Annotated in this window: 12 protein-coding genes; 9 read left to right on the forward strand and 3 right to left on the reverse strand. The window is 33.6% G+C overall.

Features of this window, described 5'->3' with window-relative positions; translation table 11 throughout:
- From dnaA to scpA, 9 genes are all read left to right on the forward strand, one after another.
- Positions 1-1,428, forward strand: coding sequence for a chromosomal replication initiator protein DnaA (gene dnaA / locus HYN86_RS00005; RefSeq protein WP_057116951.1), 1,428 nt, complete (start codon positions 1-3; stop codon positions 1,426-1,428).
- An 8-nt stretch (positions 1,429-1,436) separates the two neighbouring features.
- Positions 1,437-1,904 carry a low molecular weight protein-tyrosine-phosphatase gene (locus tag HYN86_RS00010; protein ID WP_113676234.1) on the forward strand — a complete coding sequence of 156 codons (468 nt, stop codon included), beginning with the start codon at positions 1,437-1,439 and terminating at the stop codon, positions 1,902-1,904.
- 59 nt (positions 1,905-1,963) lie between these two features.
- Positions 1,964-2,677 (forward strand): SAM-dependent methyltransferase, encoded by a 714-nt coding sequence (locus HYN86_RS00015; protein ID WP_113676235.1) that lies wholly within the window; start codon positions 1,964-1,966, stop codon positions 2,675-2,677.
- Positions 2,678-2,721: 44 nt separating this feature from the next.
- Positions 2,722-3,849 carry a methionine aminotransferase gene (locus HYN86_RS00020; RefSeq protein WP_113676236.1) on the forward strand — a complete coding sequence of 376 codons (1,128 nt, stop codon included), beginning with the start codon at positions 2,722-2,724 and terminating at the stop codon, positions 3,847-3,849.
- A 76-nt stretch (positions 3,850-3,925) separates the two neighbouring features.
- Positions 3,926-4,807, forward strand: a complete 882-nt coding sequence (locus tag HYN86_RS00025; RefSeq protein WP_162789229.1) for an SDR family oxidoreductase — start codon at positions 3,926-3,928, stop codon at positions 4,805-4,807.
- 265 nt (positions 4,808-5,072) lie between these two features.
- Positions 5,073-5,681 carry a uridine kinase gene (gene udk / locus HYN86_RS00030; protein ID WP_057116957.1) on the forward strand — a complete coding sequence of 203 codons (609 nt, stop codon included), beginning with the start codon at positions 5,073-5,075 and terminating at the stop codon, positions 5,679-5,681.
- Positions 5,682-5,837: 156 nt separating this feature from the next.
- Positions 5,838-6,170: an FtsB family cell division protein gene (locus tag HYN86_RS00035; RefSeq protein ID WP_113676237.1), complete on the forward strand. Its 333-nt coding sequence runs from the start codon at positions 5,838-5,840 to the stop codon at positions 6,168-6,170.
- A gap of 14 nt (positions 6,171-6,184) precedes the next feature.
- Positions 6,185-7,549, forward strand: coding sequence for a methylmalonyl-CoA mutase subunit beta (locus HYN86_RS00040; RefSeq protein WP_113676238.1), 1,365 nt, complete (start codon positions 6,185-6,187; stop codon positions 7,547-7,549).
- Between the two features lie 221 nt (positions 7,550-7,770).
- The gene (scpA, locus tag HYN86_RS00045) at positions 7,771-9,909 is read left to right on the forward strand and encodes a methylmalonyl-CoA mutase (protein WP_113676239.1); all 2,139 of its coding nucleotides are present in this window, start codon (positions 7,771-7,773) and stop codon (positions 9,907-9,909) included.
- Between the two features lie 154 nt (positions 9,910-10,063).
- Here the strand turns inward: scpA and HYN86_RS00050 are convergent, their stop codons facing one another.
- The 3 genes from HYN86_RS00050 to HYN86_RS00060 form a co-directional block, all read right to left on the reverse strand.
- A complete protein-coding gene (locus HYN86_RS00050; protein ID WP_113676240.1) occupies positions 10,064-10,702 on the reverse strand; it encodes a peptidoglycan-binding protein LysM in 639 nt (212 codons plus the stop codon).
- Positions 10,703-11,185: 483 nt separating this feature from the next.
- Positions 11,186-12,226, reverse strand: coding sequence for an endolytic transglycosylase MltG (mltG, locus tag HYN86_RS00055; RefSeq protein ID WP_113676241.1), 1,041 nt, complete (start codon positions 12,224-12,226; stop codon positions 11,186-11,188).
- A gap of 10 nt (positions 12,227-12,236) precedes the next feature.
- Positions 12,237-12,770: a GNAT family N-acetyltransferase gene (locus HYN86_RS00060; RefSeq protein ID WP_113676242.1), complete on the reverse strand. Its 534-nt coding sequence runs from the start codon at positions 12,768-12,770 to the stop codon at positions 12,237-12,239.
- Positions 12,771-12,786: the final 16 nt, after the last annotated feature.

Consider the following 12,786-nt stretch of genomic DNA (forward strand, 5'->3'; position numbering starts at 1 on the left):
ATGACTAAAACTGCTCAATCGGTATGGGAAAACTGTTTGTCCTTCATAAAGGATAATATTCAAGATCAAGCATACAAAACTTGGTTTGAACCAATCAAATCAGTTGAGCTAACCGATAACGCATTATACATTCAAGTTCCAAGTAAATTTTTCTACGAGTGGCTCGAAGAGCACTATGTAAAATTATTGAAAGTTGCGCTTACCAAAGAACTGGGAAAAAACGCAAAGTTACTCTATAAAATTAAAATGGAGAACACTTATGGCAACAAACAGCCGTTTACCGAACAGCTGCCAAGTTCCAACAGAGTTCCTATGAAACCTCAAGAGGTTGACGCTCCGTTTAAAAACTTAAATCCCGAACTAAAGAATCCGTTTGTAATTCCTGGAATTAGAAATTTAAAAATTGAGTCTCAATTAAATCCGAACTACAGTTTTGATAATTTCTTAGAAGGAGATTCGAACCGTTTGGCTCGTTCTGCTGGTATGGCTGTTGCCAACAAACCTGGAGGAACTTCATTTAATCCGTTATTGATCTTTGGAGGAGTTGGTTTAGGAAAAACACACTTAGCACATGCTATAGGTGTAGAAGTAAAAGATAAATACCCTGAAAAAACAGTTTTATATATTTCAGCTGAGATTTTTACGCAGCAGTATATTGATTCGGTAAAAAAGAATAATCGTAATGATTTCATTCACTTTTATCAACTAATCGATGTTTTAATTATTGATGATGTTCAGTTCCTATCTGGAAAATCAGGAACACAAGATGTATTCTTCCATATTTTCAACTATTTGCATCAAAATGGAAAACAAGTAATCTTAACTTCAGATAAAGCTCCTGTTGATATGCAGGATATTGAACAAAGATTATTGTCTCGTTTCAAATGGGGATTGTCTGCAGAATTGCATCAGCCTGATTACGAAACTCGTATCTCGATCTTAAAAAACATCTTATATCGTGATGGTGTTGAAATGCCAGAAGATATTTTAGAATATGTGGCTCGAAACATTAAAACAAATGTTAGAGAATTAGAAGGCGCCATTATTTCGTTAATCGCTCAATCTTCTTTCAACAAAAAAGAAGTTACAATCGAATTAGCGAAAAGCGTTGTAGAGAAATTTGTTAAAAACGTAAAAAGAGAAATCTCAATCGATTATATCCAAAAAATCGTTTCAGATTATTTCCAGTTAGATATTGAAACACTTCAGTCGAAAACTCGAAAGAGGCATGTTGTGCAAGCAAGACAATTAGCAATGTTTTTTGCTAAAAAATTCACCAAAGCTTCTTTAGCCAATATCGGTTCACAAATTGGAGATCGTGATCACGCAACTGTTCTTCACGCTTGTAAAACAGTTGACAACTTAGTTTCTACAGACAAACAATTTAAAAAGTTTGTTGAAGACATCAATAAAAAACTAACGCTTTAAGACGCATCATGCCTGTAAAAATCCTAATGGTTTGTTTAGGGAACATCTGTAGATCTCCCTTGGCAGAAGGAATTTTAGCTTCTAAATTACCTAAAGATAAATTCTTTGTTGATTCAGCCGGAACAGGTTCTTGGCATGTAGGCCACTGTCCTGACAAACGATCGATCGAAGTTGCGAGAAAAAACGGTATCAATATCAGCGGACAAAAAGGCCGACAGTTTAAAACCAGTGATTTTGATGAATTTGATTACATCTTTGTAATGGACAATTCAAATTTTAATGATGTAAATCATCTTGCTGAAAATCCTGAACACAAAAACAAAGTTCATTTGATTCTAAATGAATTATTTCCTGACGAAAATGTAGACGTTCCAGATCCATACTTCGGTGCTACAAACGGATTTGAAAATGTTTATCAAATGCTGGACGAAGTAACAGACTTGATCGCCGAAAAACTAATCAAAAAACACGCTTAATTTAATTCAATTGTTTCAAAAATGAGATAATTGAATTTTTTAATTTTAAACATATACACATGAAACTTCTAGGAAAACTATATCTAATTCCAACTACAATGGGCGAAAGCGATCCGATGGATGTTTTACCTCAAACAGTTAAAAGAAGTATCGAACTTATAGACCACTATATTGTTGAAAACGATAAAACCGCTAGAAAATCAATCAAAGCCGTTTATCCTGAAAAAAAGCAATCCGAATTGGTGCTTTTTACTCTTAATAAACGTACTGAACCAAGCGAACATTTAGACTTTATCAAACCTTTACTTGAAGGGAAAAACATGGGTTTAATGAGTGAAGCAGGATGCCCAGGTGTCGCTGATCCGGGCGCTGTAATAGTAAAATTGGCACACGAAAAAGGAATTCAGGTTGTACCTTTAGTTGGTCCTTCTTCTATTTTATTAGCCATGATGGCTTCTGGAATGAATGGCCAGAGTTTTACCTTCAATGGATATTTACCAATTGACAAAGACGAGAAAAAATCGGCTTTGAGACATTTTGAAAAATTATCTTTTGATAAAAACCAATCACAGATTTTTATTGAAACTCCTTATAGAAACAATAAATTGGTTGAAGATATTCTGCAGATTGTAAGTCCGTCAACACATTTATGTATCGCCACAGATATTACACTGCCAACAGAGTTCATTAAAACAATGAAAATTGCTGACTGGAAGAAACTGAAAGTTGATTTACATAATAGACCAACGATTTTTATTATTCATAAAATGTAAACTTTAAAGGTATCCACTCAAGTTTCTCTAATCAAACTTAAAGTATGAGTAAACTCCCAAACGTGACCACAAGCATTTTCACGGTAATGTCAAAAATGGCAGCCGAATACAATGCGATAAATCTTTCGCAGGGATTTCCAAATTTTCCTGTAGATGAAAGATTAACAGATATAGTTGCAAGATTAGCGAATGAAAACGTTCACCAATATACTCCAATGGCAGGTTATCCTCCGTTGATGAATAAAATTGCCAAACTAATTCAAGATTCTTATAACAGAACAATTAATCCTGATTTAGAACTTTTAGTTACAGCTGGCGCTACACAGGGAATTTTTACTTCAATTTTAGCTTTAGTAAAAGAAAATGACGAAGTCATAATTCTTGATCCGAGTTACGATTCATACGAATCTCCTGTTTTACTCTGCAAAGCTAAACCCGTTCGTGTGGCTTTAAACGACGATTATACACCAAATTGGGAAACAATCGAAAAGGCGTGTTCAGCAAAAAGCCGAATGATTATCATCAATAATCCGCATAATCCGACTGGAAAAATATTAACTGAAGCTGATTTTCTTGAGTTAGAAAAAATCCTTTCCAAATATCCAGACCTTTTAGTTTTATCCGACGAAGTTTACGAATATATTACTTTTGAAGAAAAACATATTTCGGCACATACAAAAAATTTCCTTTCAGATCGATGTATTATGGTTTCCTCATTTGGGAAATCATTTCATATTACAGGCTGGAAAATTGGTTACACCATTGCACCAGAACATTTAATGAAAGAAATTAAGAAAGTCCATCAGTTTTTAGTTTTCAGCGTTAATAGTATTTCTCAATTTGCCATCAACGAATATTTAGACGTTGTCGATGTCAATCTTCTTGGGAAATTCTATCAGGAAAAAAGAGATTACTTTCAGAAACTGCTTCAAAACAGCCGATTTGAATTAAAGCCCTGCGAGGGAACTTATTTTCAAGTCGCTTCATATGCATATATTTCAAACGAAGATGATGTGACTTTCTGCAAAAACCTAATCATTAATTACGGTGTTGCAGCAATTCCGATTTCGACTTTCTACTCTGATCATAAAGATCAAAAATTAATTCGGTTTTGTTTCGCCAAAGACGACTTTACACTTGAATCTGCTGCGAAAAAATTATGCGGAATATAAAATTTTTCAAAATTTTATAACATTATTATGCATGCATCCTATTTTATTTAACTAATATTGCAAAAAAAGAAAAAGTATGAGCTATACAGACAAAATGTTACGTGATGATGCTTTACAAGGTAAAGTCATTGTCGTTACAGGCGGCGGAAGTGGTTTAGGTAAAGCTATGACCAAATATTTTCTCGAATTAGGAGCTCAAGTAGCGATAACTTCTAGAGATCTAGAAAAGTTAAAAACTACAGCTGCCGAACTGGAAAGCCAAACTGGCGGCAAATGTCTTCCTTTGCAATGCGATGTTCGTCATTATGAAGAAGTAGAAAACATGCTTCAAGAAGTTTTAAAGTCTTTTGGAAAAGTGGATGTTCTTTTAAATAATGCCGCAGGAAATTTTATTTCGCCAACAGAAAGATTGTCAGCCAATGCATTTGATACAGTTATAGATATTGTACTGAAAGGCTCTAAAAACTGTACACTTGCGTTTGGAAAACACTGGATCGACACGAAACAAACTTCGGCAACGATTTTAAATATAGTAACTACTTATGCTTGGACAGGATCTGCTTATGTTGTTCCTAGCGCTACGGCAAAAGCAGGAGTTTTGGCAATGACAAGAAGTCTTGCTGTAGAATGGGCAAAATACGGAATCCGTTCTAATGCAATTGCACCAGGGCCTTTCCCAACAAAAGGAGCCTGGGACAGATTATTGCCAGGTGATCTAGCTGAAAAATTTGATATGGCTAAAAAAGTGCCATTGAAAAGAGTTGGCGATCATCAGGAATTAGCCAATTTAGCAGCTTATTTAGTTTCTGATTTTTCAGCCTATATCAATGGAGATGTAATAACAATTGACGGAGGCGAATGGCTGAAAGGCGCAGGACAATTCAATTTATTAGAAGCAATTCCAGAAGAACTTTGGGATCAGCTTGAAATGATGATTAAAGCAAAAAAGAATAAATAATTACAAGTGCTTACTAAATTCAGAATATTTTTTTAAACTATACTGATTGCACGAAATCCCGAAGGTTTACTTTCGGGATTTTTTTTTACCATTAAAACAAGATTTTTAACCATATAAATGATATAAGTTCAATGAAGTAAAAAAATATTTAAAAATCTGACTGCTTAAATTTACATCCATTACTTTTATGGTTTAAAACACATAATATGTTTAGCAATTCAGTTAAATTATTATTTTTGCCAAACAAATATCAAACAAAAATTTTATGCTCATTATTGGAATTGCAGGAGGAACAGGAAGTGGAAAAACCACAGTAGTACACCAAATTATGAATGAATTGCCACATACAGAAGTTGGGGTAATTTCTCAGGATTCGTACTATAAAGAAACAACCAATTTGTCTTTTGATGAGAGAGCATTAATTAATTTTGATCATCCGCGTGCTATCGATTTTGAATTGTTAGAAAAACATTTAAAAGCTTTAAAAGCTGGAGAAACAATCGATCAGCCTGTTTATTCTTTTGTACAGCACAATAGAACAGATGACACGGTTTCAACTCATCCTCGAAAAGTAATGATCGTAGAAGGAATTCTAATATTAACAAATCCAGAATTACGTGAGATGTTCGATATTAAAATCTTCGTTCACGCAGATTCTGATGAAAGATTAATTCGTCGATTAAAAAGAGATATTTCTGAACGCGGACGCGATATTGATGAAGTTTTAAACCGTTACCAAACTACGTTAAAACCTATGCATGAGCAATTTATCGAGCCAAGTAAGGCTTTTGCAGACATCATTATTCCAAATGACAAATACAATACTGTAGCAATTGATGTAGTTCGCGCAGTAATTAATCAGCGAATTTCATAATTTTTATCGTAAATTTAAACCATAATAATTAGGAGCTGATTCCCGCTATTCGTTGCAATCTTTTGTGTCTCGTTAAAGAAACGAGACACAAAAGGATTTTCACTGCTATCGGGGCTAAAAAAGACCTATCGTATTCAAAACAATATTCGTTTAAAAATGAAATTAAAAAATCCATACAAAGACAAAAAATGGTTCAAATACCTAGGAAACAAATACGTTTGGGTGTTGCTGTTTTTTGTTGTTTGGATGTTATTTTTAGACAATTACTCTTATTTTGACCATCGCTTTTTAGATGAACAAATAAATGAGCTTCACGATAATAAGAAATATTATCAGGAAGAAATCAAAAAAGATCAGGAACAGATCAAACAATTAAAAAATCCAGAACAAATTGAGAAATACGCAAGAGAAAAGTATTTCATGAAAAAAGACAGCGAAGATATCTACATCATACAATTTGAAGGAGACACTATTCCAGAAAAAGAATAATCAAAAAAAATAAAATGGCCACTAACCTATTCGACGATTTTAATCCGATTTCATCCAAACAATGGAAACAAAAAATTCAGTTTGAATTAGATGGAGCCGATTATAATCAAACTGTTATTTGGAATTCTCCAGAAGATATTCAGGTAAAACCTTTTTATCACAGCGACGAATTCACCAAAGCCGCTAAAGTAAATACTGAGGCATCAGATTTTAAAATCTGCCAGAATATCTTTGTTTATGATGTCGATAAATCTATTGAACGAGCTTTAAACACCTTACAAAGAGGTGCCGAAAGTCTTCGTTTTACTGTAGAAAATGACAAAATTGATATTCAAAAATTACTAGAGATTCTTCCTTTAGAAAACAAAATCGTTTACTTTAATTTCAATTTTATCTCAATCGATTTCGTTAAAAAATTAGATACAATTTCAATCCAAAAAAAGGCATATTTTTATTGCAATTTTGATCCTATTGGACAATTAGCACGCGACGGAAATTGGTTTACAACTTCAGAGAAAAATAATTTTGAAACTTTAGATTTACTATTTAAAAGTACAACCAACTTAAATCTCCTAAGCGTAGATCTAGGTTTATATCAAAATTCGGGTGCAAATATTACCCAGCAGATTGCATACAGTCTAGCGCATGCTAACGAATACCTGAATCGTTTTTCTGAATTAACGAAAACAATTGTTTTTCAAATTTCTGTTGGAACCAATTATTTCTTCGAGATCGCAAAACTTCGTGCATTGCGAATGCTTTTCGATTTAATAGCCAAAGAATACAATTCTAAAATAAAATGCCATTTTTTGGTAACGCCGACAAAACGCAATAAAACGATTTACGATTATAATGTTAACATGCTTCGTACAACAACAGAATGCATGTCGGCAATTTTAGGCGGTGCAGATGCAATTGCTAATTTACCATACGATGCCTTGTACCATAAAGACAATGAATTTGGAGATCGTATTGCCAGAAACCAGCTTTTGATTTTAAAACACGAAAGCTATTTTGACAAAGTAAATAATCCAGCTGATGGAAGTTATTATATCGAAAGTTTAACGATGCAGCTCGCCGAAAAAGCTTTAACCTTGTTTAAAGACATTGAAGCCAATGGAGGTTTCTTGAAGCTTTTAAATGATGGAACAATCAAAAAGAAAATTCAGGAAAGTGCCAATAAAGAGCAGGAATTATTTGATTCTAAAAAGGAAATTCTTTTAGGAACAAATAAATATCCGAACAAAGAAGACAGAATGAAGCATGATTTAGAACTGTTTCCTTTTGTCAAAATCAAACCAAGAAAAACGTTAATTACGCCCATAATCGAAAAAAGACTGGCAGAAAAAATGGAGCAGGAAAGATTAGAGCAAGAATAAATGGGATTTTATTTCATTATTTTTTGGATATTATCATTAGTGATGGTAGTCACTTGTCTAATTTTTTTCATAATCGGAATTACATATAAAAACTATAAACAGATTTTGATAGCACTCACAACAATGCTTTTAGCTATATTATTTTACTTCTTACCATATTATTTGATAATGAAAGACGTAATTAAAGCTCTCAAAAGACTTCATTAGTCATACAATACAAAATGAGAAAAGACCTTAAACATATAAAGTTGGAAGTTAAAAGTGAAGAGCTAAGCGAACCAACGCATAACCCAGAAGACTTAGAACAAAACTTCACTACTGCGGAAGGAATTGAGATTAAAAAAACTTATTCTGAAAAGGATATCGAAGATTTAGAATTTCTTGATTTCGGAGCTGGTTTTGCTCCTAATTTACGTGGCCCGTATGCTACCATGTACGTAAGACGCCCGTGGACAATACGTCAATATGCTGGATTTTCTACTGCGGAAGAAAGCAACGCTTTTTATAGAAAGAATTTAGCTGCTGGTCAAAAAGGACTTTCCATAGCATTTGATCTGCCAACACACCGTGGTTACGATTCAGATCATGAACGAGTGGTTGGTGATGTTGGAAAAGCAGGCGTTGCAATAGATTCTGTCGAAGACATGAAAGTGCTTTTCGACCAAATTCCACTTGATGAAATGTCGGTTTCAATGACGATGAATGGAGCCGTTTTACCTATTATGGCTTTTTATATTGTCGCTGCAGAAGAACAAGGGGTTGCTCCAGAAAAATTGGCAGGAACAATTCAAAATGATATTTTGAAAGAGTTTATGGTACGAAACACCTATATCTACCCTCCTGCTCCTTCGATGAAAATAATTGCTGATATTTTTGAATTTACTAGCAAAAAAATGCCAAAATTCAATTCTATCTCTATTTCTGGCTATCACATGCAGGAAGCTGGAGCCACTGCCGATATTGAATTGGCTTATACTTTAGCAGATGGTTTAGAATACATTCGAACAGGATTATCAACCGGAATGACAATTGATGAATTTGCTCCACGCCTTTCTTTCTTTTGGGCAATTGGAATGAATCATTTTATGGAAATTGCCAAAATGAGAGCCGGCCGAATGATTTGGGCGAAATTGCTGCAGCAGTTTAACCCGAAAAGTGACAAATCTTTGGCTTTAAGAACACACTGTCAAACTAGCGGCTGGAGTTTAACGGAACAAGATCCGTTTAATAATGTTGCCAGAACTTGTATTGAAGCTGCTGCAGCCGTTTTTGGAGGCACACAATCGCTTCATACCAATGCCTTAGATGAGGCAATTGCGCTTCCAACAGATTTCTCCGCAAGAATTGCTCGTAACACTCAAATTTTTCTTCAGGAGGAAACTAAGATTACTAAAACAGTTGATCCGTGGGCAGGAAGTTATTATGTCGAAAGTTTAACCAATGACATCACAGAAAAAACTTGGAAATTAATTGAAGAAGTCGAAGAGTTAGGCGGCATGACTAAGGCAATTGAAGCTGGAATTCCAAAACTTAGAATCGAAGAAGCGGCCGCGAGAAAACAAGCGCGTATCGACAGTGGACAAGATATTATTGTCGGCGTTAACAAATATCGTTTAGAAAAAGAAGATCCTTTAGATATTTTGGATGTTGATAACCAATTGGTTCGAAAACAGCAGATTGAACGATTAGAAGAAATAAAAAGAACAAGGAATACAGAAAAAGTAAGTAATTCACTAGAAAAACTAATCCTTTGTGCACAAACAGGACAGGGAAACTTATTAGAAAATGCAATTGAAGCCGCTAGAAACAGAGCAACATTGGGCGAAATTAGTAATGCATTGGAAACTGTTTTTGGTCGTTTTAAAGCACAAATCAAATCTTTTAGCGGTGTGTATAGTGCAGCAATAAAAAATGACGAGAATTTTGAGCGGGCAAAACAACTAGCTGATGTTTTTGCTAAACAAGAAGGTAGACGTCCTAGAATTATGATTGCCAAAATGGGACAAGACGGCCACGACCGAGGTGCAAAAGTAGTCGCAACAGGTTATGCCGATGTTGGTTTTGACGTTGATATTGGTCCGTTATTTCAAACTCCAGCTGAAGCAGCGAAACAAGCTGTCGAAAATGATGTTCATATTTTAGGAGTTTCTTCACTTGCAGCCGGTCATAAAACATTGGTCCCGCAGGTTATCGAAGAATTAAAAAAACATGGACGCGATGATATTATGGTAATTGTGGGCGGCGTTATTCCGTCTCAAGACTATCAATTTTTGTTTGATGCCGGAGCATCAGCAGTTTTTGGTCCAGGAACAAAAATCAGTGAAGCAGCTATTAAAATTTTAGAAGCCTTGATTGAGTAAGCTTTTTAGTCTCAGTTACAGTCTCGGCTTTCAGTTATTACCAATGTGGATGAAAAAATCCTTAAGATTTTTATAGTAAGATTACTGGGTTTATTTGAAAAGATAAAAATAGAAAAAGAGGTTGTTGCACAATTTTGCAACAACCTCTTTCAATTTAGTCGTTTACTGTTGCGTTACTATCTGCTTCTATAAAAGAAAGATCGTAACCTGCAAAATCTCTCATATAACTTTTCAAAGAAGTTCCAAAAGCATCTCTAAAATGTCTGCTTCCTTTATTTTTGAAAAAATTCTTTACGGAACCTGCACCGCCTAAATGGGCTGCAGCTAAAATTCCAGATTCGGTAATTTCAATACCGCTGATGATTTTGCCTTCATACTTTTCGATTTCATTGCGTAAAATCCATTTGTTTTTGGCCAATAAAGCCATGAAAGCTTTTTCTTGTAGGGCAGGATCTTTTAAAAAGGCTTTATTATCTTTAATTCCGATTGCTCTTAAAGCTTTAGAACCAAATTGATATTTACCCATGTAGCCAAGAGAATTTACTAATCTGTATTTCCCTTGAGATTCTTTAAAAGCAACTGCTTCTTTAAAACCTATTAGATGATTTCCTGTGTATGGGACGTTGGTGTTTGGATAATCATCCTTTTCTTTTGATGGAAAAATGTATTCTGATCCATCTGTTTTTTCAATTGAAAACCAAGGTTTGGTCTCGTGGTTAGAGGGAATAAATCCCAAACTTAAAAATGTAATAATAACGACTAAACTCGCATAAAAATACCATTTCTTTATCATAAATTGTTTTTCTTCAAAACGCTGTCACCCTCTTGAAATTTCTACGGTGCAAAGATAAGACATTTTAAAAATATACTATAAATCAGTGTTTTACCGTTTTTATTAAAATAGTTGAAATTGCTTTCGTCCCAGTTATAATAATGGATTCCAAAAGATTTATCGAGTAATTTTTGGCCCCCTAAATTTGAATTTTACGCTTGAAAAAAATCAAATTTTATATTAATTTTAAGTAAAAAACGGCTAAAAGAAAGAAATAGATTACAATTATTTACTCGTTTTTATGCAAATTTTGAAAACCTCTTTTTGAATTTTATAAAATTTACCATTAAAAAATGTTTATTTTTTTATTAGGAAGAACAAAAAAATAGTCAAAATAATAATTTGATATTTTTAAGGTCAAAATCATTTTTTCAAGCAAAAATTACAAACAAAAAAACCGAAGTAAATTTACTTCGGTTTTGAATACTTTTTAAAAATGTAAAATTATCTTGTTACTCCCTGACTAGCGATCCAGTCAGAATATTTTTTTGCATTTACATTGTGTTCTGCTAATGTTGCCGCAAATTCATGATATCCGAAACGCTCGACACTTGCACAGAAATAAATATAATCGTTTTTCTCTGGATTTAAAACTGCTTCTAACGCTGTAATATCAGGCATCGCAATTGGCCCCGGTGGAAGTCCTTTATTTACATAAGTATTATATGGAGATCTCATTACCAAATCGTTATAAAAAACTCTTTTAATGACTTGATCAAAATTATTGTCTCTTAATTTTAAAGAATAAATAACAGTTGGATCTGCCTGCAATGGCATTTCTAGACGAAGGCGATTTAAATAAACACCAGCAATACGTGGTCTCTCATCCTTTTTAACTGATTCTTTATGTACGATTGAAGCCAAAATAGTCGCTTGAACAGGAGTTAATCCTTGCGCTTTTGCTTTAGCGATTCTATCAGCTGTCCAGAAATTATTGTATTCCTTAATCATTTTATCACGAAACTTCTCTGCCGATGTATTCCAATAGATTTCATAAGTATTTGGAATAAACATAGCAAAAACATTATCTTCATTAAAACCATTTGCTGCCATGAAAGTAGAATCTTTTATCGCTTTCATTAATGATAAACTATCAGCTTCGATTTCTTTTCCGATTCTTCCTGCAAAATTTTCTAAACGTTCTTGATTATTAAAAACCAATTTCACCGGAATATTAGAACGCATTGCACGAACTAGATCAATGTTGTTCATATCTTTCTTTAAAAGAAAACGTCCAGATTTTACATTTTGCGGATAATCTCTCTTCTCGGCAACCATTTCAAAATTGTCGAAGTTTTTAATGTAAGGCGATAATATCTTTTTTACATCTGCATAAGTTGCATCTGTAGGCACATACACGTACAATTCTTTTTCTTCAAACTTAGTATTAGAACTAAAAATTTTACTGATTAAAATAAAACCATAAATCATTAAAACTGAAATTACGGCTACGGCACTTATCGTGATAATTTTTTTTAGAGTCAAAGCTTAAAATTTAAATTTGTTTATTAATTAGCTGAAAAATTGCTTCATCATGATAGTGGTTATGAAACAAGATCCAATCTTTCTTTATTCCGATTTTCTTAAAACCAAATTTAGTAAAAAGTGCAAGACTAGCTACATTTTGCACACCAATATTTGCATACAATTGATGAAGATTTAAATTATAAAAAGAATACTTAATTAAAAGCTCTAAAGCCTCAGAACCAATGTTTTTACCTTGATTTTCTTCTTTCTGAATGACAATACCAATTCCTGCCCTATTATTTCTAGGATCAAAATCAAATAAATCAATTAATCCAACAGCGGGAAAATCTTCATCCTGACAGATTGCCAAGCGAAGTTGCTTTGCCTCATAAATATCTTGATGGGCATTTTCTAAATATTGTTTAATCAAAAAACGGCTGTAAGGAGTCTGCGTATTACTAACTTCCCAGATATTCTCATCATTTTCTATCGAATAGATAAACTCTAAATCTTGAGGTTCAAGTGCACGCAGATAAATGGAATCTCCTTTTAATGTTATCATTTACAATTTTAGATTT

This window comes from Flavobacterium fluviale, assembly GCF_003312915.1.
Classification (GTDB): Bacteria; Bacteroidota; Bacteroidia; order Flavobacteriales; family Flavobacteriaceae; genus Flavobacterium; species Flavobacterium fluviale.

Bases quoted from the DNA above. Each gene is read 5' to 3' on its own strand.
- HYN86_RS00050 (WP_113676240.1), bottom strand. From the start codon at position 10,702: ATGATAAAGAAATGGTATTTTTATGCGAGTTTAGTCGTTATTATTACA.
- HYN86_RS00060 (WP_113676242.1), bottom strand. From the start codon at position 12,770: ATGATAACATTAAAAGGAGATTCCATTTATCTGCGTGCACTTGAACCT.
- HYN86_RS00020 (WP_113676236.1), top strand. From the start codon at position 2,722: ATGAGTAAACTCCCAAACGTGACCACAAGCATTTTCACGGTAATGTCA.
- HYN86_RS00040 (WP_113676238.1), top strand. From the start codon at position 6,185: ATGGCCACTAACCTATTCGACGATTTTAATCCGATTTCATCCAAACAA.
- HYN86_RS00015 (WP_113676235.1), top strand. From the start codon at position 1,964: ATGAAACTTCTAGGAAAACTATATCTAATTCCAACTACAATGGGCGAA.
- HYN86_RS00025 (WP_162789229.1), top strand. From the start codon at position 3,926: ATGAGCTATACAGACAAAATGTTACGTGATGATGCTTTACAAGGTAAA.
- scpA (WP_113676239.1), top strand. From the start codon at position 7,771: ATGAGAAAAGACCTTAAACATATAAAGTTGGAAGTTAAAAGTGAAGAG.
- HYN86_RS00035 (WP_113676237.1), top strand. From the start codon at position 5,838: ATGAAATTAAAAAATCCATACAAAGACAAAAAATGGTTCAAATACCTA.
- HYN86_RS00010 (WP_113676234.1), top strand. From the start codon at position 1,437: ATGCCTGTAAAAATCCTAATGGTTTGTTTAGGGAACATCTGTAGATCT.
- dnaA (WP_057116951.1), top strand. From the start codon at position 1: ATGACTAAAACTGCTCAATCGGTATGGGAAAACTGTTTGTCCTTCATA.
- udk (WP_057116957.1), top strand. From the start codon at position 5,073: ATGCTCATTATTGGAATTGCAGGAGGAACAGGAAGTGGAAAAACCACA.